The organism is Clavibacter rahimiani (assembly GCF_052654495.1).
Genome location: NZ_CP199790.1, coordinates 177,259 through 196,828 on the forward strand (window position 1 = coordinate 177,259; position 19,570 = coordinate 196,828).

General features: G+C 72.5%; 22 protein-coding genes. 13 read left to right on the forward strand and 9 right to left on the reverse strand.

The window, feature by feature from the left end:
* The first annotated feature begins 20 nt into the window (after window positions 1–20).
* Complete coding sequence (locus tag ACT7CP_RS00865; RefSeq protein ID WP_445442984.1) at window positions 21–1,862, forward strand: DUF4365 domain-containing protein; 1,842 nt, start codon at window positions 21–23, stop codon at window positions 1,860–1,862.
* A 162-nt stretch (window positions 1,863–2,024) separates the two neighbouring features.
* Window positions 2,025–3,233, forward strand: a complete 1,209-nt coding sequence (locus ACT7CP_RS00870) for a Gfo/Idh/MocA family protein (RefSeq protein ID WP_445442985.1) — start codon at window positions 2,025–2,027, stop codon at window positions 3,231–3,233.
* 68 nt (window positions 3,234–3,301) lie between these two features.
* Here ACT7CP_RS00870 and ACT7CP_RS00875 read toward each other — a convergent pair whose 3' ends face one another.
* From ACT7CP_RS00875 to ACT7CP_RS00895, 5 genes are all read right to left on the reverse strand, one after another.
* Window positions 3,302–4,315, reverse strand: coding sequence for a LacI family DNA-binding transcriptional regulator (locus ACT7CP_RS00875; RefSeq protein WP_445442986.1), 1,014 nt, complete (start codon window positions 4,313–4,315; stop codon window positions 3,302–3,304).
* 52 nt (window positions 4,316–4,367) lie between these two features.
* Complete coding sequence (locus ACT7CP_RS00880; protein WP_445442987.1) at window positions 4,368–5,075, reverse strand: Pr6Pr family membrane protein; 708 nt, start codon at window positions 5,073–5,075, stop codon at window positions 4,368–4,370.
* Between the two features lie 116 nt (window positions 5,076–5,191).
* Complete coding sequence (locus tag ACT7CP_RS00885; protein WP_445442988.1) at window positions 5,192–6,391, reverse strand: glycosyltransferase family 4 protein; 1,200 nt, start codon at window positions 6,389–6,391, stop codon at window positions 5,192–5,194.
* 135 nt (window positions 6,392–6,526) lie between these two features.
* Window positions 6,527–7,132: a YdcF family protein gene (locus tag ACT7CP_RS00890; RefSeq protein ID WP_445442989.1), complete on the reverse strand. Its 606-nt coding sequence runs from the start codon at window positions 7,130–7,132 to the stop codon at window positions 6,527–6,529.
* A gap of 50 nt (window positions 7,133–7,182) precedes the next feature.
* On the reverse strand, window positions 7,183–7,437 hold the full coding sequence (locus tag ACT7CP_RS00895; RefSeq protein WP_445442990.1) for a DUF4287 domain-containing protein: 255 nt from the start codon (window positions 7,435–7,437) through the stop codon (window positions 7,183–7,185).
* A gap of 203 nt (window positions 7,438–7,640) precedes the next feature.
* Here ACT7CP_RS00895 and ACT7CP_RS00900 point away from each other — a divergent pair, with 203 nt between their 5' ends.
* From ACT7CP_RS00900 to ACT7CP_RS00925, 6 genes are all read left to right on the forward strand, one after another.
* Window positions 7,641–7,919 (forward strand): hypothetical protein, encoded by a 279-nt coding sequence (locus tag ACT7CP_RS00900; protein WP_413962009.1) that lies wholly within the window; start codon window positions 7,641–7,643, stop codon window positions 7,917–7,919.
* A gap of 176 nt (window positions 7,920–8,095) precedes the next feature.
* Complete coding sequence (locus tag ACT7CP_RS00905) at window positions 8,096–8,587, forward strand: fluoride efflux transporter FluC (protein WP_445442991.1); 492 nt, start codon at window positions 8,096–8,098, stop codon at window positions 8,585–8,587.
* Window positions 8,584–8,964, forward strand: coding sequence for a fluoride efflux transporter FluC (locus ACT7CP_RS00910; protein WP_445442992.1), 381 nt, complete (start codon window positions 8,584–8,586; stop codon window positions 8,962–8,964). Before ACT7CP_RS00905 ends, ACT7CP_RS00910 begins: the two co-directional genes overlap by 4 nt.
* Window positions 8,961–9,431: a GNAT family N-acetyltransferase gene (locus ACT7CP_RS00915; protein WP_445442993.1), complete on the forward strand. Its 471-nt coding sequence runs from the start codon at window positions 8,961–8,963 to the stop codon at window positions 9,429–9,431. Before ACT7CP_RS00910 ends, ACT7CP_RS00915 begins: the two co-directional genes overlap by 4 nt.
* Window positions 9,428–10,063 (forward strand): class I SAM-dependent DNA methyltransferase, encoded by a 636-nt coding sequence (locus ACT7CP_RS00920; protein WP_445442994.1) that lies wholly within the window; start codon window positions 9,428–9,430, stop codon window positions 10,061–10,063. Before ACT7CP_RS00915 ends, ACT7CP_RS00920 begins: the two co-directional genes overlap by 4 nt.
* Before the next feature lie 9 nt (window positions 10,064–10,072).
* Window positions 10,073–10,714: an NUDIX hydrolase gene (locus ACT7CP_RS00925; protein WP_445442995.1), complete on the forward strand. Its 642-nt coding sequence runs from the start codon at window positions 10,073–10,075 to the stop codon at window positions 10,712–10,714.
* 48 nt (window positions 10,715–10,762) lie between these two features.
* Here ACT7CP_RS00925 and ACT7CP_RS00930 read toward each other — a convergent pair whose 3' ends face one another.
* The 4 genes from ACT7CP_RS00930 to ACT7CP_RS00945 all read right to left on the reverse strand — a co-directional run bounded on the left by ACT7CP_RS00930 (window position 10,763) and on the right by ACT7CP_RS00945 (window position 14,155).
* The gene (locus ACT7CP_RS00930) at window positions 10,763–11,611 is read right to left on the reverse strand and encodes a DUF4097 family beta strand repeat-containing protein (protein ID WP_445442996.1); all 849 of its coding nucleotides are present in this window, start codon (window positions 11,609–11,611) and stop codon (window positions 10,763–10,765) included.
* 58 nt (window positions 11,612–11,669) lie between these two features.
* On the reverse strand, window positions 11,670–12,332 hold the full coding sequence (locus tag ACT7CP_RS00935) for a response regulator (RefSeq protein ID WP_413962016.1): 663 nt from the start codon (window positions 12,330–12,332) through the stop codon (window positions 11,670–11,672).
* Window positions 12,320–13,525: a sensor histidine kinase gene (locus ACT7CP_RS00940; RefSeq protein ID WP_445442997.1), complete on the reverse strand. Its 1,206-nt coding sequence runs from the start codon at window positions 13,523–13,525 to the stop codon at window positions 12,320–12,322. The genes ACT7CP_RS00935 and ACT7CP_RS00940 overlap by 13 nt, the downstream gene beginning before the upstream one ends.
* A gap of 84 nt (window positions 13,526–13,609) precedes the next feature.
* A complete protein-coding gene (locus tag ACT7CP_RS00945) occupies window positions 13,610–14,155 on the reverse strand; it encodes a dihydrofolate reductase family protein (protein WP_445442998.1) in 546 nt (181 codons plus the stop codon).
* 231 nt (window positions 14,156–14,386) lie between these two features.
* Here ACT7CP_RS00945 and ACT7CP_RS00950 point away from each other — a divergent pair, with 231 nt between their 5' ends.
* The 5 genes from ACT7CP_RS00950 (at window position 14,387) to ACT7CP_RS00970 (ending at window position 19,558) form a co-directional block, all read left to right on the forward strand.
* On the forward strand, window positions 14,387–15,625 hold the full coding sequence (locus tag ACT7CP_RS00950; RefSeq protein ID WP_445442999.1) for a sugar ABC transporter substrate-binding protein: 1,239 nt from the start codon (window positions 14,387–14,389) through the stop codon (window positions 15,623–15,625).
* Entirely contained in the window at window positions 15,625–16,614 is a 990-nt protein-coding gene (locus ACT7CP_RS00955; protein WP_413962020.1) for a carbohydrate ABC transporter permease, read from the forward strand. Before ACT7CP_RS00950 ends, ACT7CP_RS00955 begins: the two co-directional genes overlap by 1 nt.
* Complete coding sequence (locus ACT7CP_RS00960; protein WP_445443000.1) at window positions 16,607–17,488, forward strand: carbohydrate ABC transporter permease; 882 nt, start codon at window positions 16,607–16,609, stop codon at window positions 17,486–17,488. The genes ACT7CP_RS00955 and ACT7CP_RS00960 overlap by 8 nt, the downstream gene beginning before the upstream one ends.
* A 79-nt stretch (window positions 17,489–17,567) precedes the next feature.
* Complete coding sequence (locus ACT7CP_RS00965) at window positions 17,568–18,341, forward strand: ThuA domain-containing protein (protein ID WP_445443001.1); 774 nt, start codon at window positions 17,568–17,570, stop codon at window positions 18,339–18,341.
* Window positions 18,338–19,558: a Gfo/Idh/MocA family protein gene (locus ACT7CP_RS00970; protein WP_445443002.1), complete on the forward strand. Its 1,221-nt coding sequence runs from the start codon at window positions 18,338–18,340 to the stop codon at window positions 19,556–19,558. The genes ACT7CP_RS00965 and ACT7CP_RS00970 overlap by 4 nt, the downstream gene beginning before the upstream one ends.
* Window positions 19,559–19,570 lie beyond the last annotated feature (12 nt).

Sequence of the window (19,570 nt, forward strand, 5' to 3'; positions counted from 1 at the left end):
GTATTGCGCGAGAATGAGGTGTGACGAATGTTGAAACCCTCGCTGTCAACGCAGTCAGTGACATCCTCGCGCGATGCCCGCGCCTTACTGATTATATAACCGCCAATGATAAAACTCCTCTGACGGATGGCCATATTGATATCTACAATTCTGATAAGAAGACAAAGGCAAACCTGCTTGGCCGAGTGCCTGTACAGGTTAAGGGCCGCACGACTTCCTCTAAGGTCAGGGACGCCGATAAGCCGGTGTCCTTTGCCATAGACCTTGAAACGCTGCGATTTTTTCGCAACGATGGAGGGGGCTTGTACTTTTATGTACCCATGTCTCCCGATGGGAGCAGGCGCCGAGTATTATATGCGTTGCTCAATCCTTTTCGGATTGACCGGTGGCTTTTGGCCTTATCGTCAGGGCAAAAAACCATCTCTGTTCCGATGCGTGCGTTTCCTGACAAGCCCTCAGACGTGCATAGGATTGTTAACCTCGCGTTGGAGGCGAGAAAGCAAGGTAAGGCTCAGGGTGGATTTGCTGATGTATTTGACAACCTCAAAAGCATAAATCTGTACTCGACACAAAAGCTAGAAGACGATCAGCCAACTATCTATAACCTCGATGAGACGGATTTCGTTGTTACCGCAACTACAACGAGTGGCTTGACGCTTCCGGTCGATATCGACATGACCGTCTTCCCGACAGGCTTTCAGTCGTCGCCACTGGGTATGCCTATTACGTGTGGCTCTGTCACGTACAACGACGTAACGTTATTGCGCCTCAATAAAACCGAGACGCATCTGACATTGTCACCCGGATTGCAGCTCCGTTTGACGGAGGGTGACGACACTAAAAGCGCAGGTTTTGATTTAACCTCTACTGGCAAGCTTCGCAGCCAGCTGAAGGACTTCTCCTTTTTTCTCAACGTTGTCGAGGGCATGACAGTCGAGGTAAATGGGCGGCCCCTGTTCTCGTCCCCAATTGCCAGTCCCGATAAAGATGACTTAGGCGAGATTCGTACTCTCCTCGAAAAGATGGTTGCAGTTCTAGACTACGTAGGTCTTAGAAATTCCGCGGTTGAGCCGGCTGTCATTGATGGCGAGTCCAAAAGTTCGTTGCTGAGGTTGCATCAAGCCTTCGTGCTCGGAAACGAAGTTGAAATGTCGACAGACGGATTTGGACGACTGAATATTGACATAGGTTCGATGAAGGTACTTGCCTTGGTTACAGAGGGTTCGGATTCAAATCACCGCCGAGTAAGTGACCTGCTACATCCTCAACACCGCGATTTATTTCGCATTCGGCAACGAGCAACTGATGATCCGAGCGTTATGCGGCGCGTAACTGCTTACGAGTTACTTAGTGTCGAGGACTATGGTTCTACGCTGAATTTGCACCTCGAAGAGATCGTCGGCGCATATGAGGCTCTTGACGATCGCGCCCTGGCGGTCACGCTTGCTAACCAGACGCTTCTCAATTTGTTGTCAGCTGCGGACATAGCAGTAGGCGATTTCCGCGTAAATCTCTTGACCGGCGCGGACCGTCTCGGGGAGTGGCTTGCTCAGGTGGGTGGCGGTGGCGTCATTTATGAGATCAATAGGTGGCAAACGCGTCTTCGCCTCGGAGTGCTGAATTTGGGGGATCGCCAGTCAATTAGAGCTACACGTCGAAGTATTCTGAGAGACGTGGAAAGCGACGTCGGTCTTAAGTACGCTTGCCTCAATATTTTACTTGGAGATCGCGAGGAACTGTCATCTGTGCTTGAAGAGCTGTCCCCCGCGGACCGCGAAACCCTCGAGGGGTGGCCAATATGGCACCTAGCCGCGAATATGGACTCAGGGGCCGAAGGTGATCACGGGGCGGTGTACCAATAATCGTCTAACAAACGGTTGTCCCTGACAATTGCAGCCATGAGGCTCGGCATCAATGCCAGGGGCTACCTTGCCAGCGGCCTACGGCTGCCCGTAGATTCGGTGCGACCCGCAACGAATCACCCGCACGCGGATCCGCACCCCCGTATGAGACGAAGGAGTCCCATGTCCGACACGCAGCCCGCCCCGAGCTCCTCCGGAGGCGCCCTCGGCGTCGCGATGATCGGCCACGGCTTCATGGGCGCCGCCCACTCGCAGGCCTGGCGCGTCGCCCCCGCGTTCTTCGACCTGCCGCTCGCGCCGCGCATGGTCTCCGTCGTCGGCCGCGACCGGGCCCGCACGCAGGAGGCCGCCGACCGCTGGGGCTGGGACCGCGCCGAGACCGACTGGCGCGCCGCGATCGAGCGCGACGACATCGACGTCGTCGACATCTGCTCGCCCGGCAGCACGCACGTCGAGGTCGCGGTCGCGGCGCTCGAGGCGGGCAAGCACGTGCTGTGCGAGAAGCCGCTCGCGAACACGGTCGAGGAGGCCGAGATCATGGCCGCCGCCGCGGAGAAGGCCGCCGCGAAGGGGATCCGCGCGATGGTCGGCTTCAGCTACCGCCGCGTGCCCGCCATCACCTTCGCGCGCGACCTCGTCGCCCAGGGCGCGATCGGCGAGCTCCGCCAGGTGCGCGCGCTCTACCTCCAGGACTGGCTGACCGACGCCGAGGGCCCCATGACCTGGCGCCTCGACAAGGACGCGGCCGGATCCGGCGCGCTCGGCGACATCGGCGCGCACATCGTCGACGCCGTGCAGTTCATCACCGGCGACACGCTCGACGCGGTGAGCGGCCTGCTCCGCACGTTCGTCGAGGAGCGCCCGCTGCTCGCCGAGACGCGCGGCCTCGGCGGCGTCGCATCGAGCGAGCGCGGGAAGGTGACCGTCGACGACGCGGCCTACTTCAACGGGAAGCTCTCCTCCGGCGCGCTCGCGAGCTTCGAGGCGACCCGCATGGCCACCGGCCGGAAGAACGCGCTCCGGCTGGAGTTCAGCGGATCCGACGGCGCGATCTCCTTCGACCTCGAGCGCCTCAACGAGATCGAGCTGTACGACGCGACCGCGCCCGCCGACCGGCTGGGCTTCCGCCGGATCCTCGTCACCGAGCCCGAGCACCCCTACACCGCCGCGTGGTGGCCCACCGGGCACGGCCTCGGCTACGAGCACGCGTTCACCCACCAGGTGCGCGACCTCGTCCACGACATCGCCGAGGGCCGCGAGCCGCAGCCGTCGTTCGCCGACGGCCTCCGCGTGCAGCGCGTGCTCGACGCCGTGGAGCGCAGCTCGGCCGACGGCAGCGCGTGGAAGCCGGTGGATCCCGCCGCGAGCTGACGCGGGCACCCGCTGCCGGCCGGCGTCGGTCGTCCGTCGTCCGTCGTCGGTCGTCCGTCGTCCGCCCGTCAGCGGGCGCTCGGCGCCGGCCCGGTCGACGCGGCCACGTGCAGCCGACAGGGCAGGAGCGCGTGCGGGAGCTCGGCGGCGGATCCGTCGAGCCGGGCCAGGAGCGTCTCCACGGCGAGGCGCCCGAGCTCGGGACCCGGCGCGTCCATGGTGCTGAGCGCCGGCTCGACGAGCGCGCCCACCTCGGTGGACGTCGCGAGCGACAGGATCGACACGTCGTCCGGCACGCTCCGGCCCGCCTGGCCGAGCCCGGAGATGAGGCCGCGGGCGGCCTGGTCGTTGAGGAGCATGACCGCCGTGATCCCCGGATCCGCGGCCAGCAGCTCGCCCGCCGCCGCGCGCCCGCCCACCGGCGTCGGCGCGCACCGGACGACCGCGGTGGGGAGCCCGCGCGCGGCGGCCTCCGCCCGGAACGCGCGCTCGGTGCGCGTGGTCGGCCCGTAGCCGCGCAGGGGTCCGCCCTCGAGGTCCTCCACCATGAGCCCGAACCGGCGGTGGCCGAGGGCGTGCAGGTGGTCGATCCCCTCGGCGACCGTGCGCTCGAAGTCCATGTCGACGAAGGGCAGGGCGGTCGTGTCCTCGGTGCGGCCGATGGAGACGAACGGCACGTCGAGGGCCTGGAGCTCGCGGATGCGCCCGTCGTCGAGCCGCACCTCCATCACGATGACGCCGTCGACGAGCCGGCCGCTCACGAGGTCGGACACGTCGTCGGGCGACGTGCCGGTGGGCCAGAGCACGAGGTGGTAGCCGAGCTCCGAGGCGCGCGTCGCGGCGCTCATGAAGATCTCCAGCGCGATGCGGCTGAGGCGCTGCACGTCGGCGGGGAAGAGGAGCGCGACGATCCGGGTGCGCTTGCTCGCGAGCGCGCGGGCCACGACGTTGTTGCGGTAGCCGAGCTCCTGCATCGCCTCGGTCACCGCGCGGCGGGTCGGCTCGGAGACGGCCTTGGTGCCGTTGACGACGAAGGAGACCGTGGCGATCGAGACCCCCGCGCGTGCGGCGACCTCTCGCATCGTCGGGATGGCGGCTCCTCGCGGTCGGGCGGCGCGTCGGGCGGACGCGTGCTCAGCGTATAGCGGGGACCGGCGCGGGACGCGGCGCGGCCGGGGCGCCGAGGCGCGACGCCCCGATGAGCGCGGCCGTGATGCCGCACACCGCGATCGTCAGCGCGACCACGTACGCGGCGACCGTGCCGTAGCCGCCGGGGGACGACGCCGGGTCGAGGAACCCGTACGGGTAGTAGGTGGCGGATCCGCTGACCTGGTCGCCCGTGATCGGGCCACGGAGGAGCGTGACCGAGATCCACACGAGCGGGAACAGGATGACGCGGCCGACGGCGCCCATCCGGAGCGGCCGGCGGTCGGGGGCGACGAGCCAGTCGAGGAGCACGACCGCGGGGACGGCGACGTGCACGATCTGGTTCGCCCAGTCGAGGTGCAGCGCGGGCGGCTCGGGCAGGCCGCGGAGGAGCAGGTTCCAGACGAGGCCGGTGATGACCACGTAGACGGTGGAGGCGAGCCGCAGCGTGACCCAGCCGACGCTCGGATCCGCCGCCCGCCCGCGCGCGAGGCGCACCCCGCCGACCACCAGGACGACCGCGGCGAGCAGGTTCGCCTCGACCGTGAAGAACAGCGCGAAGTCGAGCGACTTCCCCGCGATGCCCGTGACGCCGAGCCCCTGCCAGTAGGCGAGGTTGACGCGGTACTGGGCGACGACGCCGACGAGGGCGGCGGCCGCGGTGGCGAGGCGGACGACGGAGAGGAGGATGCGCACGGGAGACCTTCCCACGGGCGGACGCGCGCCGGGGCCGGCTGTCCACGGACGGACGAGCGGGCCGTCGGACGGCCGGGTGGCTCGGTGCCGAGCGGGCCGTCGGACCGCCGGGCGGCTCACGCGCGCGCGGATCCGCGGGGCATGCGGGCGACGCGACGGTGCGCCTCCTCGACGGCCCGGGCGTGCGCGGCGGGGGCGACGGAGGCCGCGAGGTGCGCGGCCGCGCGGGCCGACGCGGCGAGGCTGCTCCGGTCGGCGGCCAGCCGGAGGATCGTCGCGGCCAGGCCCTCGGCGTCCGGTGCATCCGCCCGCAGCGCGGCGTCGCCGAACTCGACGGCGAGGACGGGGTCGCTGACGAGCACCGGCCGCCCCTCCGCGAAGGCCTCCATCGCGATCATGGGCTGGTTGTCGAAGCCGAGCGAGGTGATGACCGCCGCGTGCGCCCCGCGGAGGAGCGCGGTGACGGTCGCGGTCGGGACGCGGCCGTGCACGGTGACGCCGGGCGGGACGGCCGCCCGCGGTGCGCCGCCGGCGAGGTCGAGGTGCACGGTGCCCGGGGCGGCGCGCTGGGCGACCAGCTCCATCGCCCGCAGCATCACGGGGAGGCGTTTCTCGGGCGCGACGCGCGCCGCCCACACGAGCCGGAGCGGACCGTCGGACGGGGGCGCGGCGGCGGCGGCGCGGGCGGCGCAGCTCGTGTTCGAGAGGACCTCGACGGCGGGCAGGCCCGCGCGCCGGAGGGCGACGGCCTGGTGCGCGGAGGGGGAGAGGACGAGGTCGGCCGCGCGGCAGGCGGCGAGCGTCGTGCCGCGGAGCGCGCTGTCGAGCGGGCGCGGGGCCAGGCGCACGCGCGGATCCGGCAGCCCGGTCATCGCCCGGTGGACGGCCCGGACGGCGGGCGCGAGGACGCCGCCCCATGCCGGGCCGCGCAGGAAGAAGGTGTGCACGGTGTGCAGCGTCGGGATCCCGCGCTCGCGGCCGAGCCGCAGGGCCGTCGCGGCGAGGCCGTGCTCGGAGTGGGTGAGGACGAGGTCGGTGCCGGCCGCGTCCATCAGCCCGGCGAGGTCCCGGCGGGTGGCGGCGTCGGCGCGGATGAGCGGCAGGCCGAGGAGCGGCACGGGGAACGTGGGCGGGACGTCATGCAGCGCGACGCCCGTGCCCCGCAGCTCGCGGACGCCGGTGGCGTCGGGCGCCGCGACCGTGACCCGGTGCCCCGCGCGGGCGAGCGCGAGCGCCTGCTGGACGACGGCCGTCTGGGCGCCGCCGAGGTAGGAGAAGGCGTAGTCCATGACGAGGAGGGGGTGGAGGGTGCGCATCGCCGCAGACGCTAACCGTCGCGGCGCGCGGGCGGCTGGGGCCTGGGGAGACGCGGCCGCCTCGGGAGGGATGGCCCGCGCGGGCGGCGGATCCGGTAGGCGCGCGCGGGCCCCTCGAGCGGACGGTCGCGCGGCTCAGGCGCGCGACGCGTCCCGCGCCCGCCGGAGGAGCGCCACGGCGATGGCGAGCGGCTTCATCCACGCGACCTCCCCGAAGCGGTAGTCCTCGGCGCGCGCGAGGCGGTCGGCGAGGTCGGGGCGGAGGTCCCGGAGGATCCGGCGCGCCTCCTCCGCGTGCACGGGGTCCGAGGCGATGCGGATCGTGTCGACGTCCTCGAGGAGCGGGATCGCGTTGCGGACGTTCTCGCGCGTGCTCCGGCTCTCCTCCTCGAGGGCGATCGGGCCCCGGTAGCCGAGCTCGCGGGCGAAGCGGGCGAGGATCCGGGCCTCGGGCTCGTCGCCCATCACGGATCCGCCGCAGAGCACCAGCACGGTGGACGCGGCACGCGGGTCGACGGAGCGGAGCGCCGCCCGCACGCGGTACCGGTTGACGCGGTTCGCGCGCGGCCCGGCGTCGCCGAAGCCGAGCACGACGACCGCCTCGCGGCCTCCCTCGCCAGGCGGCCGGCCGAGGCCGCGCGTGCTGGCGAGCCGGTGGATCGCCTCGCTCGCCAGGAGCACCGCGGCGACCGCGCCGAGGAGCGAGGCCGACGCGACGACGACGATCCGGCGGGTCCGCATGCGCCCAGGCTACGGGCGCGCGGGCGGCGGCGCGGGCGGTCCGACGCCGGTCAGGCCGACGCGCGCCCGGCCTTCACGAACGCGACGACCGCGTTCGCGTGGCCGTGGCCGAGGCCGTGCTCCGCCTTCAGCCAGGCCACGACCTGCATGTGCGGCTCGTCGTCGAAGCGCGCGTCGGCGAGGTCGATCCAGTGCTGGGCCGGCTGCCCGTAGGTCCGCTCGATGCTCGGGAAGTAGGAGGCGGGGCCCATGGCCTTGCGCCCCTCGGGAGGCGGGGGCGGGGCGACGATGCCGTGGGCGTTCATGCTGCGACGGTACCGGTGGGCACCCGTCGCCACCAGGGCAGCCCGGGGGTCCGCGGCGCCTGTGTCGCCGGTCGTGCCCCTGTCAAGGGGGTGACCGCCCGTCGCCCGCCGCGTAACCTCGGGATCCAGAGCATTCGCCCAGACCCCGTGGTGCTCCGACAGGACGCCGGGCCTCCCCCGGTGCAGCTCGACACGAGGGTCACATGCACATCACCACAACCACCACCATCCGCATCGACGGGCAGGGCTTCCAGCTGGAGGACGGCGAGGACGTCGGCCGCCTCAAGGAGCGCATCGTCGCCGCCGCGAACGCGGGATCGCAGTTCGTCGACTTCATCACGAGCGGGAACGTGGGGGTGTCCGTGCTCGTGACGCCCCGCTCCGCGGTCCGCTTCGAGGTGCACGAGCACGAGGAGGAGGACGCCTCCGAGCCCTGGCCCGTCCCGCTGCGGATGGATCTCGACCTCTACGCCCTCGACTGAGCCGGGCGGACCGGGCCGTCCCGCGCACGCCCGGGACGGTCCCGGGGCGCGTGGTTCAATGGTCCGGCCTCCTCCGGGAGGCGCGGCGGTGGCGCCGTCCGTCCCCGGCCTCGGCGTCCTCGTCGACGACCGTCCCGTCGTCCGGCACCGCCACGCCCGCCGAGAGGGGAGACCGCATGACCGACGACGCCGCGCCGCTCGACCTCCCCGCGGCACCCGTCGATCCCGGTCGTCCCGTCCACCTGCGCTGGTCGTCCCTGGGCCTCGTCGCGCTCGGCGGCGCCGCGGGCACCGGCGTCCGCGAGGCGCTCGCGCTCACCTGGCCCGCATCGGCGGGCGGCTTCCCCCTGACGATCCTCTTGATCAACGTGGTCGGCGCCTTCGCGCTCGGCGCGCTGCTCGAGGCGCTCGCCCGCCGCGGCCCCGACGAGGGGCGGCGCCGCGGGATCCGGCTGCTGGTCGGCACGGGCGTGCTCGGCGGCTTCACCACCTACAGCTCCCTCGCCACCGACGCGGCCGCGCTCACCGGGCCGGCGCTCGGCACGGCGCTCGCGTACGCGGGGATCACGCTCGTCGCGGGCGCCACGGCGTCCGTCGCCGGCATCGCGACGGGGGCGGCGCTGCACCGATGGTCGGCCGCGGGCCGCGCCCCGGGGACGCCGTCGTGACCGGCCCGCTCGTCTTCGCGCTCATCTGCCTCGCGGGCGGGGTGGGATCCGCCCTCCGCCTCGTCGTCGACGGCGCGGTCCGCGGGAGGGCGGGCGGCGCGTACCCGGTGGGCACGACCGTGATCAACGTCACCGGATCCTTCGGGCTCGGCCTCCTCACGGGCGCCGCCGCGCAGGCCGGACTCCCGCACGACCTGCTCCTGATCCTCGGCGGCGGCCTGATGGGCGGCTACACGACCTTCAGCACCGCGAGCCTCGAGACGGTGCGCCTGGCGCAGGCCGGACGCGTCGGGGCCGCGCTCGCGAACGGCGTGGGGATGCTCGTGGTCGCCATCGCGGCGGCGGGCCTCGGGATGTGGATGGGAGCCGGGCTGTGATCCCGCCCGCGCCCGCGCCCGTGGGTGCCGCCGACGTCGCGGCCCTGCACGCGTTCCTCGCCGCGGCGGACCTCACCGTCACGGGCCTCGACGATCCGGGCGTGCGGCTCTGGATCCAGCGCGACGCAACCGGCCGCATCACCGGCAGCACGGGCGTCGAGCTCAGCGCCGACGGGCGGCACGCGCTCGTCCGCAGCGTGGCGGTGGATCCCGCCCTCCGCTCCAACGGCCTCGGCTCGGCGCTCGCCCGGCACGCGCTCGCCGAGGCGGCGGCGGCCGGGGCGGAGCGCGCCTGGCTGTTCTCGCGCCGGTCGGGCCCGTTCTGGCGCGGCCTCGGCTTCGCGGAGGCGGACCGCGACGCGCTCGCCGCCGCCCTGCCCGACGCGCGCCAGGTGGTCGCGTTCCGCGCGAGCGGCCAGCTCGCCCGCGAGGTCGCCTGGTCCCGGGCGCTCGGGGGCGCCCGGTGACGGGAGCGTCGGGCGCGACGTCGTCGTCGACCGTGCGCGACGCCTACGACGCCCGCGCCGCGGAGTACGCGGAGCGCCTCGGCAGCATGTCGGCCGTGCACCCCGCGGACCGTGCGCTCGTCACCGACTGGGCCGACGGGATCACGGGACCCGTGCTCGACGCCGGCTGCGGCCCCGGCCATTGGACCGCGTTCCTGGCGGGACGCGGGTTGGACGTGCGGGGCCTCGACCTGGTCCCCGCGTTCGTCGCTCACGCGCGGCGCGCGCATCCGGGCGTCCCCTTCTCGGTGGGCGGCATGGACGCGCTCGACGCGCCGACCGGCGCGCTCGGCGGGGTGCTCGCCTGGTACTCGCTCATCCACCACGCGCCCGCGTCGATCGGGGAGCCGCTCGGGGAGCTCGCTCGCGCGATCCGCCCGGGCGGTCATCTCCTCGTCGGCGCGTTCGCGGGCTCGGAGACCGAGGCCTTCGACCACGCGGTGACGCGGGCCTGGCGCTGGTCCGTCGGTGACCTGTCCGCCGCGCTCGCGTCGTCCGGCTTCGACGTGGTCGAGACGCACCTGCGCACCGGACCCGGGTACCGGCCGCATCTCGCGATCACGGCACGGCGTCGCGCTCCGGACGCGCCCTAGGCTCGCGGGATGACGAGCGCCGATCCGCAGCCCGAGCCCGAGCGCTCCTGGTCCACCACCGGCCGACGTGACCTGCACCGCGGACGCGTCGCGCTCGTCGAGCACGACGTGCTGCTGCCGGACGGGTCCGCGTCCCGGTACGAGGTCGACGAGAGCGTGCCGTTCGCGGTCGCGACCCTGGTCATCGACGGCGACGACGTGCTGCTCGCGCGCCAGTTCCGCTACCCGCTCGGGCGGTGGATCCTCGACCTCCCCGGCGGCGCGGGCGACGCCGACGAGGAGCCCGCCGCGGCCGCCCGCCGCGAGCTCGAGGAGGAGCTCGGCCTCGTCGCGCCGGAGCTCCGCCACCTCCGCACGTACGCCGTGAACCCGGGCCGCGCGTCCTGGCCGATCCACGTGTTCGCCTGCAGCACGCCGACCACCGCGGGCACCGCCGACCGCTCCGACCCGTCCGAGCAGGTGCGCCTGGTGCGGATGCCCGTCGCCGAGCTCGACGCCCTCATCGCCGCGGGCGGGGTCGAGGACCCGACCCTCCTCATCGCCCGCGCGGCCGCCGCCGAGCAGGGCCTGCTGCCGCCGGTCGGGCCGGTCCGGCGGGCCGCGCCGGTCACCCCGCCGGCCCCGGCGCCGCAGGACGCGACGACGCCGTGACCCCCGCGGCAGCGGACGTCACGGCGGGGCCGCGCGGAGGACGCGTCGTCAGCGCGCGTCGACCGTGATGTCGCCCATGGTCGTCGCGAGCACGTAGTCGCGCGGCGACGACGCGTCGCTGCCGATCCCGTTGGACACGGCGCCCATCACGGTCTCGGTCGTGATGGCGTAGTCGCCCGCCGGCAGCAGGATCCGCTGGTCGCCCGCCGTGGTCTCCACCCGCATCGAGGTGGGCGCCGTCGCGAGGTCGAGCTCGGTGTCGCCGGCCGCGCTGGTCGTGCGGACCTCGCCCCGCACCTCGAGCGCCTCGGCGGTGAGGTCGCCCGCGCCGCTCTCGACCTCGAGGTCGTCGACGCTGCCCGTGAGGCGCACCTCCCCGGCGCCCGAGTCGACCTCGATGTCGCCGAACGCCCCGGTCAGGCCGATCTCGCCGGCCGCGGACGACACGTCGAGCGCGACGGCCCGGTCGGCGGTGGAGGCGGGCAGCTGGATCACCAGCTCGGCGCCGCGCGACGGCCCGAACCGCAGGTCGAGGAGTCCCCAGCCGGGGTTCCGCAGCTCGACCTCGAGCTCGCCGTCGCGCACCACGTGGGTCTCGCGGAGGGCCGTGTCGCCGGCGCGGAAGACGATGCGCGCCTCCTCGACGTCGGCCTGCTCGACCCGCACGTCGGCGCCGGCGACGTCGATCGACACGGCGTCGAACGGCTCGCTCACCGTGCTGGTGCGCGACCGGTCGCCGCGGTCGGCCGCGGCGACGACCTGCGCCACCGGGAGCGCGACGAGGGCGAGGAGCGCGAGGGACCCGACCGACAGGAGCACGATGCGGAGCGTGCGCGGGCGGCGGGGCGCGGGCGGGGCGGGCGGTGCGGGCGAGCCCGCGGGGGCGGTGGTGGTCATGAGGGCCTTCTGTCGAGGGGTTCGGGGGAGAGGGAGCGGGAGCGGGTGCGGCGGTGGATCAGCCGCGCGGGTCGGCGACGCGCGCCAGGAACCGCAGGACGGCGAGCACGCGGCGGTTGCCGGCGCCCTCGGGCGGGAGGTCGAGCTTGGTGAAGATGGCCGACACGTGCTTCTCGACCGAGCCCTCCGAGACGTGGAGGGCCTGGGCGATGGCGCTGTTGGTGCGTCCCTCCGCCATGAGCTGGAGGACCTCGCCCTCGCGCGGCGACAGGGCGTCGACCCCGTCGGAGCGGCGGGAGCGCACCACGATCTGGGCGACGACCTCCGGGTCGAACACCGTGCCGCCCGCCCCGACCTCGGCCACGGCGGCGAGGAACTCGTCCACCTCGGCGACCCGGTCCTTGAGCAGGTAGCCGAGCCCGGCGGAGTTCGATGCGATGAGGTCGGCCGCGTAGCGCTCCTCCACGTACTGGGAGAGCACGAGCACGGCGGCGTCGCGGTCCTGCGCCCGGATGAGGACCGCGGCGCGGATCCCCTCGTCGGTGAAGGTGGGCGGCATCCGCACGTCCACGATGGCGAGGTCGGGGCGTTCGCGGTCGACGGCCGCGAGGAGCGCGGACGCGTCGGCGACGGCGGCCACGATCTCGTGCCCCGCGTCGGTGAGGAGGCGCTCGAGGCCCGCTCGGAGGAGGACGGAGTCCTCGGCGATCACAATGCGCACGGGACCTCCACGGTCACGTCGGTCGGGCCCCCGAGGGGGCTCGAGGTGGTCAGGGTGCCGCCGGCGGCGCGCACCCGGTCGTGCATGCCGCCGAGGCCGCCGCCGGGGTTGCCGTCGCGGGTCGCCCCGCCGCGGCCGTCGTCGGTGATCACGGCGCGGACGCCGCCCGGGACCTCGTCGACCACCACGGAGCAGCGGGTCGCCCCGGAGTGCTTGGCGACGTTCGTGAGGGCCTCGGCGACGGCGAAGTACAGCACCGCCTCCACCTCCGGGCGGGGCCGGGCGGAGAGGTCCACCCGGACGGTCGTGGGGACGGCGTTGCGGGACGCGACGGCCGAGAGGGCGGCGTCGAGGCCGCGGTCGGTGAGGACGGCCGGGTGGATCCCGCGGGCCAGCTGCCGCAGCTCCGTGATGGAGTCCTTGGCGTCGCGGTGCGCCTGGTCGAGGAGCTCGCGGGCGGCGGCGGGATCGGTGTCCATGCGGGCGCGGGCCATGCCGAGGGTCATCGCGAGCGCCACGAGCCGCGGCTGGACCCCGTCGTGCAGGTCGCGTTCGATGCGGAGCCGCTCGGTGGAGGCGGCGTCGACCGCGCCCTGCCGGGCGTCCGCGAGCGTGTCGACCCGGCTCTCCAGGGCGGCCGTGCGGCTGGTGCCGAGGAGCGCGGGGGAGACCGCGCGGTCGAGCGCGCCGGCGCCCCACGCGTAGAGGAGGAGGACCGCGGCGAGGAGCACGGCGGCGATCACCCCGGACGCGACCCCGCCCGGCACGACGCCGAGCTCGCCCGCGCCGGCGGCCGCCGCGAGCGGTGGCACCGCGAGGAGGAGGGTGAGGAAGATCCCGCCGAGCACCATGCTCAGCGCGTGGTGCAGCAGCTGGCGCCAGGTCACCGGGTCGACGAGGTCGAGGAGCGGCTGGGTCAGGAGGCGCCAGGCGCTCGTGACCCGCGTGCGCCGGCGGACGGGCGGGGTGATGACGATGTCGTGGACGGCTGCGGCCCGGGCGCGCTCCACGACGCCGATGCCGCGGATCAGCACGGCGGTGGCGGCGAGCACGAGGACGCCGAGGCCGGCGGCGGGCAGGGTGCCGATCCCCGTCGACAGCAGCGTCACGAGGATCAGGACCCAGGCGAGGCCGAGCACGGCGTCGATCAGCAGGTCGACGGCGGAGGTCCAGATGGCGGTCGCGATGTTCACGTCCTCACCGTATGGGGATCGATTTCCCCGGGCGATGGAGGTGGCCGCCCGACCTGGTGGGGGATACCCCCCGGGTGCCTTCGGTCAGTCCCGGCGCGCGTAGGTGAGCACGGCGTTGCCGCGGCTCGTGATCTCCGAGCCGACGAGCTCGAGCCGCGTCATCGGGTCGTCGGGCGCGAAGAGGCGGCGGCCGGCCCCGGCGACGACCGGGTGGACCATGAGGGTCAGCTCGTCGAGCACCCCCGCGAACAGCAGCTGCCGGGTGAGCGAGATGCTGGCGAAGACCGCGATGTCACCGCCCTCGGTGCGCTTCAGCGCGGTGAGCGCCTCGGCCACGTCGCCCTCGATGAGGCGCGCGTTCCAGCCGAGCTCGCCGGTGAGCGTCCGCGAGGCGACGAGCTTCTCGATGGGGTTGATGAAGGCGGCGAACGCGTCGTCCGCCGGGGCTCCCGGCCAGTGCGCCGACCACTCCTCGTAGCCGTGCCGGCCGAGCACCGCCGTGGTGACCTGCGCCATGAAGCGGCCCATCCCCGCGCCGAGCTCGGCGTCGAAGTAGTCGTCCTGGAACAGGTCCGGCGACTCCACGACGCCGTCGACGGACGTGAACAGACCGGCGGTGAGCTTGCGCATGGGGTCCTCCTCGAGCTCGCGGTGTGGTCGTCATGATCCCGGCGCCGGCTCCCCGCGTCCAGGTGCGCCCCGCCGCAACTTTTCCGGTTAACCGCTTTACAGGGCCGCCGATCCGAGGTAGCGTCGCCGCCATCGGGTGCGCGACGACGCCTCCCGGATGCGCGAAGAGCTGGCGGATCACGGTGTCGTCGAGGCCCGGACCGACCGCCACCTCAAGGAAGAGACCACGCGATGTCCCCTCGATCCACCGCCCGCCGCCGCCTCACCGGCGCCGTCGCCCTCGCGGCGACCGTCCCCCTCGTCCTCGCCGGCTGCTCGGGCGGCGGCGGAGGCGGGGCCTCCTCGGGCGGCAGCCCCTCGGAGATCACCGTCACCGACTACTACAACGAGGGCAACGACAACACCGTCATCGGCGACACGCTCACGAAGTGCGGCGAGTCGCTCGGCGTCAGCATCAAGCGCACGTCGATCCCCGGCTCGAGCCTCATCCAGAAGGTGCTGCAGCAGGCGTCCTCGAAGACGCTGCCCGACGTGCTCATGCTCGACAACCCCGACCTGCAGCAGATCGCCGCGACCGGCGCGCTCGCCCCGCTCGAGGACTTCGGCATCTCCACCGACGGGTACGCGCAGGGCGTCGTGGACGCGGGCACCTACGAGGGCAAGATGTACGGCCTCGCGCCCACCGTGAACACGATCGCGCTCTTCTACAACACGCAGATGCTGGCCGATGCGGGCATCCAGCCGCCCACCACGTGGGACGAGCTGAAGACCGCGTCCGCCGCGCTGAAGGACGGCGACCGCTACGGCATCGCGATGGACGCCAACGCCACCTACGAGGGCACCTGGCAGTTCCTGCCCTTCATGTGGTCGAACGGCGGCGACGAGAAGGACATCGCGACGCCCGAGACCGCGGAGGCGCTGCAGCTCTGGACCGACCTCGTGAAGGACGGCTCGGCCTCGCAGAGCGTCGTCAACTGGACCCAGTCCGACGTCAACGACCAGTTCATGGCCGGCAAGACGGCGATGATGATCAACGGCCCGTGGCAGATCCCCGCGCTCACGGAGTCGGGCGTCGAGTACGGCATCGCGAAGATCCCCGCGCCCGAGACCGGCGGCACGGCCGTGGCCCCGCTCGGCGGCGAGGTCTGGACCGTCCCGCAGACGGGCGACAAGGAGAAGCAGGCGGTGGCCGCGAAGGTCGTCGAGTGCCTCAACTCGGACGAGAACCAGCTCGACATGGCCAGCAAGCGCTTCACGATCCCGTCGAAGACCGCCGTCGCCACCGAGTTCGGCCAGCAGGTGCCCGAGGAGCAGGTCTTCGTCGACCTCGTCGCCGACGCCCGCGCCCGCACCGGCGAGCTCGGCGAGGAGTGGCCGAAGGCCGCCACCAAGATCTACACGGCCGTGCAGTCCGCGCTGACGGGCCAGTCCTCGCCGGAGGACGCGCTGAAGAACGCCGAGCAGGGCTGATGGCGACGACCGCCGTCCCGGCCCGTCCCGTCGCCGAGGCGACCGGGCGGGCCCGGGGCGCCGGCGCCGCGGCGGTGACGTCGCGGCCCGCGCCCCGCCGGCCCCGCTGGAGGTGGGAGCGCTTCTTCCAGGCGATGTTCCTGGTGCCGGCGGTCGTCTACCTCGTGCTCTTCTTCGGCTACCCGGTCGTGAAGAACGTCGTCATGAGCTTCCAGGAGTACACGACGACCACCTTCTACACGGGCGAGGCGCCGTGGGTCGGGTTCGCGAACTACGCGTCCGTGCTCTCGTCGGGGATCTTCTCCACGGCGCTCCTCAACACGTTCCTCTTCACGGCGGGGTCCATCGCCGGGCAGTTCGTCATCGGGCTCGTGCTGGCGCTGTTCTTCCGCCGCTCGTTCCCGCTCAACGGGCTGATCCGGGCGCTGCTGCTCCTGCCGTGGCTGCTGCCGCTCATCGTCTCGAGCGCGGTGTGGAAGTGGATCCTCGATCAGGACTCGGGCGTCCTCAACCAGGCGCTCCTCGGCACGGGCCTCGTGCAGGACCCGGTGCCGTGGCTCACCAGCCCGGCCTTCGCGCTCATCACGGTGATCGCGGTGAACGTGTGGATCGGGATCCCGTTCAACATGACCATCCTCTACGGCGGCCTGCAGGACATCCCGCCGGAGCTGTACGAGGCGGGCTCCCTCGACGGGGCGACCGGCTGGAAGGGGTTCCGCCACATCACCTGGCCGCTGCTCCGCCCCGTGGTGGGCGTGGTGCTCGTGCTCGGCGTCGTCTACACGATCAAGGTGCTCGACATCATCCTCGGCCTCACGAACGGCGGGCCGGCGAACTCGACGCAGACCATCGCGACGCAGTCGTACACGCTCTCGTTCCAGCAGTTCGACTTCGGGTCGGGCGCCGCCCTCAGCAACATCCTCATCGCCATCTCGGCGGTGTTCGCGGTGGTCTACCTCCGCGCGAACAGGAAGGCCGTCGATGACTGACACCGCCGCCCGCGTCGCCGCCCCCGCGGCGCGCCGCATGCCGCGCCCGGTCGGATCCCGCCGCCCGCGCCCCGAGCGGAGCTGGATCTCCACGGTGATCGGCGTCGTGATCCTCGCCCTCATGCTGTTCCCCGTCTACTGGATGGTGAACATCTCGCTGCAGCCCGCGGGCCCGGCGATCCAGGCCGCGTGGTTCCCGTTCGAGGCGCAGTTCGAGGGGTACGCGACCGCGCTCAGCGAGCAGGGGCGGGCGCTCGGCACGAGCCTCGTGATCGCGCTCGGCAGCGTGGTGCTCAGCCTCGCGATCGCGACCCCGGCCGCCTACGCGCTGGCGCAGTTCAGGTTCCGCTGGATCAACATCGTGCTGTTCGGGATCCTCATCTCGCAGATGATCCCCGGCATCGTCGTCGCCAACGCGCTCTACGCCGCGTACAACGACGTGGGGCTGCTCAACTCCATCCCGGGCCTGATCCTCGCGGACTCCACCGCGGGCATCCCGTTCGCGATCCTCATCATGCGGGCGTTCATGGCGAACATCCCGCCGTCGATCATCGAGGCCGCGAAGGTCGACGGCGCCGGCAACTTCCGGGCCTTCCGCTCGATCGTGCTGCCCGTGAGCCTCAACGCCGTGATCACGGCCGGGCTCTTCACGTTCCTCTTCACCTGGAGCGACTTCCTGTTCGCGCTCACGCTCACCACGACCGACGACGTGCGCCCCATCACCCTCGGGATCTACCAGTACATCGGGACGTACACCGCGGACTGGAGCACGGTGATGGCGACAGCCGTGCTCGCGTCGCTCCCCGCGATCGTGCTGCTCCTCGCGGCGCAGCGCTTCATCGCGGCGGGCGCGACGGGCGGGGCCGTCAAGTGACCGGATCCCCGCGCGCCCGCGCTCCCGACGGCTGCGCCGCCGGCCCCGACACCCGCACGAACCTCAGAGAAGAGAGACCATGACCGACACCACCTCCCCGCTCCGCGTCACCGTCTGGGGCGAGAACCGCCACGAGCAGATCGAGCAGCACGTGCAGGAGCGCTACCCGACCGGCATGCACGGCGCCGTCGCCGAGGGCGTGCAGGAGAACCTGCCCGACGCGCACGTCGAGATCGCGACCATGGACCAGCCCGAGCACGGCCTCACCGAGGAGCTGCTCGCCCGCACCGACGTCCTCACCTGGTGGGGCCACGCCGCCCACGGCGAGGTGGACGACGAGATCGTCGAGCGCGTGCACCGCCACGTGCTCGCCGGGATGGGCCTCATCGTGCTGCACTCCGGCCACTGGTCGAAGATCTTCACGAAGCTGATGGGCACCACCTGCACCCTCCGCTGGCGCAGCGAGCACGACCGCGAGCTGGTCTGGACCGTGAACCCGCAGCACCCCATCACCCGCGGCGTGCCGAACCCGATCGTCATCGACGAGCAGGAGATGTACGGCGAGTACTTCGACGTGCCCACGCCCGACGAGCTGGTCTTCATCTCGGGCTTCACGGGCGGCGAGGTGTTCCGGAGCGGCATGACCTACCGCCGCGGCTTCGGCCGGATCTTCTTCTTCTCGCCCGGCGACCAGGACTTCCCCGTCTACCACCACACGGACGTCCGCCGCGTGATCGCGAACGCCTGCGAGTGGGCGCGCGCTACCGAGGAGCGGGCCACGCCGACGCTGCTGCGCTACGAGTCCGGCGAGTTCTTCCAGGGCGCCGACTACGCCGGGGCGCTCGAGCGATGACGGACACGACGGAGCGGACGGCGGAGCGCACCGGCGCCGCGCACCGGATCGTCGCGCCGGCCGACGGCGCGCGCCTCCGGGTCGTGCAGGTCGGCGCGGGCGGCATGGGCCAGGCGTGGCTCGGGACCATCGCGGAGGATCCGGACGTCGAGCTCGTGGGCGTCGTCGACCTGGACGCGGCGGCCGCGGAGGCCGGTGCCGCCGCGTACGGGGCCACCGCGGAGTGGTCCACGGACCTCGGCGAGATCATCGAGCGGGTGCGGCCTGACGCCGTCATCGACGTCACCATCCCGCGCGCCCACCACCCCGTCACCACGCAGGCGCTCTTCGCGGGCCTGCCGGTGCTCGGCGAGAAGCCCGTCGCGCTGACGGTCGCCGAGGGGCTGTCGCTCGCGGCGGCCGCGGAGATCACGGGCGAGCTCTTCATGGTCAGCCAGTCGCGCCGGTACAACGACCACCTCGTCGCGCTCAAGCGGCGGGCGGCCGACCTCGGCGGCGTCGGCATCGTCACCACCGAGTTCTTCAAGGCCCCGCACTTCGGCGGGTTCCGCGAGGAGATGGACGACGTGCTCCTCCTCGACATGGCGGTGCACCAGTTCGACGCCGTGCGGTACCTGCTCGACGCGGATCCGGTGGGCGTCTACTGCGAGTCGTACAACCCGGACTGGAGCTGGTACCGCGGCGACGCGGCGGCCACCGCGGTGTTCGCGTTCGAGGGCGGGGTGCGGTACGTCTACACGGGCAGCTGGTGCAGCCCGGGCGACGAGACCTCGTGGAACGGATCCTGGCGGGTCAGCGGCGCGCACGGCACCGCCCGCTGGGACGGCGACCACGCGCCCACGAGCGACATCACGGACGCGCCCGACGGCCCGCCCGCGGAGCCCGAGGCCGCGGAGTCGGTGGGCGTGGAGATCGCCGGGTCGCTGCGCGCGTTCGTGCACGCGCTCCGCACCGGCGAGCGTCCGCACGGCGAGGTGCACGGCAACGTGATGAGCCTCGCGATGGTGGAGGCCGCGATCGAGTCGAAGGACACGGGCGCGCGGGTCGCGATCGACGACGTGCTCGAGCGCGCGCACGCGACGGCGCTGGCCGACGAGCGGCGCGACGACGTGCGCGATCGGCTCGCGTCCTGGAGCGGCGCGGGCGTGCGCCAGGCGCTGCGAGGGCAGGTGTCCGCGGGAGCCGCGGCCGTCGTCCGCCCGGCCGCCGCCGGGTAGCCTCGTCGGGTG

What these genes read in the sequence shown, in the direction of transcription:
- ACT7CP_RS00870 (WP_445442985.1), top strand. Translation starts at nt 2,025, where the DNA reads ATGTCCGACACGCAGCCCGCCCCGAGCTCCTCCGGAGGCGCCCTCGGC.
- ACT7CP_RS00875 (WP_445442986.1), bottom strand. Translation starts at nt 4,315, where the DNA reads ATGCGAGAGGTCGCCGCACGCGCGGGGGTCTCGATCGCCACGGTCTCC.
- ACT7CP_RS00885 (WP_445442988.1), bottom strand. Translation starts at nt 6,391, where the DNA reads ATGCGCACCCTCCACCCCCTCCTCGTCATGGACTACGCCTTCTCCTAC.
- ACT7CP_RS00890 (WP_445442989.1), bottom strand. Translation starts at nt 7,132, where the DNA reads ATGCGGACCCGCCGGATCGTCGTCGTCGCGTCGGCCTCGCTCCTCGGC.
- ACT7CP_RS00895 (WP_445442990.1), bottom strand. Translation starts at nt 7,437, where the DNA reads ATGAACGCCCACGGCATCGTCGCCCCGCCCCCGCCTCCCGAGGGGCGC.
- ACT7CP_RS00900 (WP_413962009.1), top strand. Translation starts at nt 7,641, where the DNA reads ATGCACATCACCACAACCACCACCATCCGCATCGACGGGCAGGGCTTC.
- ACT7CP_RS00905 (WP_445442991.1), top strand. Translation starts at nt 8,096, where the DNA reads ATGACCGACGACGCCGCGCCGCTCGACCTCCCCGCGGCACCCGTCGAT.
- ACT7CP_RS00925 (WP_445442995.1), top strand. Translation starts at nt 10,073, where the DNA reads ATGACGAGCGCCGATCCGCAGCCCGAGCCCGAGCGCTCCTGGTCCACC.
- ACT7CP_RS00930 (WP_445442996.1), bottom strand. Translation starts at nt 11,611, where the DNA reads ATGACCACCACCGCCCCCGCGGGCTCGCCCGCACCGCCCGCCCCGCCC.
- ACT7CP_RS00945 (WP_445442998.1), bottom strand. Translation starts at nt 14,155, where the DNA reads ATGCGCAAGCTCACCGCCGGTCTGTTCACGTCCGTCGACGGCGTCGTG.
- ACT7CP_RS00950 (WP_445442999.1), top strand. Translation starts at nt 14,387, where the DNA reads ATGTCCCCTCGATCCACCGCCCGCCGCCGCCTCACCGGCGCCGTCGCC.
- ACT7CP_RS00955 (WP_413962020.1), top strand. Translation starts at nt 15,625, where the DNA reads ATGGCGACGACCGCCGTCCCGGCCCGTCCCGTCGCCGAGGCGACCGGG.
- ACT7CP_RS00960 (WP_445443000.1), top strand. Translation starts at nt 16,607, where the DNA reads ATGACTGACACCGCCGCCCGCGTCGCCGCCCCCGCGGCGCGCCGCATG.
- ACT7CP_RS00965 (WP_445443001.1), top strand. Translation starts at nt 17,568, where the DNA reads ATGACCGACACCACCTCCCCGCTCCGCGTCACCGTCTGGGGCGAGAAC.
- ACT7CP_RS00970 (WP_445443002.1), top strand. Translation starts at nt 18,338, where the DNA reads ATGACGGACACGACGGAGCGGACGGCGGAGCGCACCGGCGCCGCGCAC.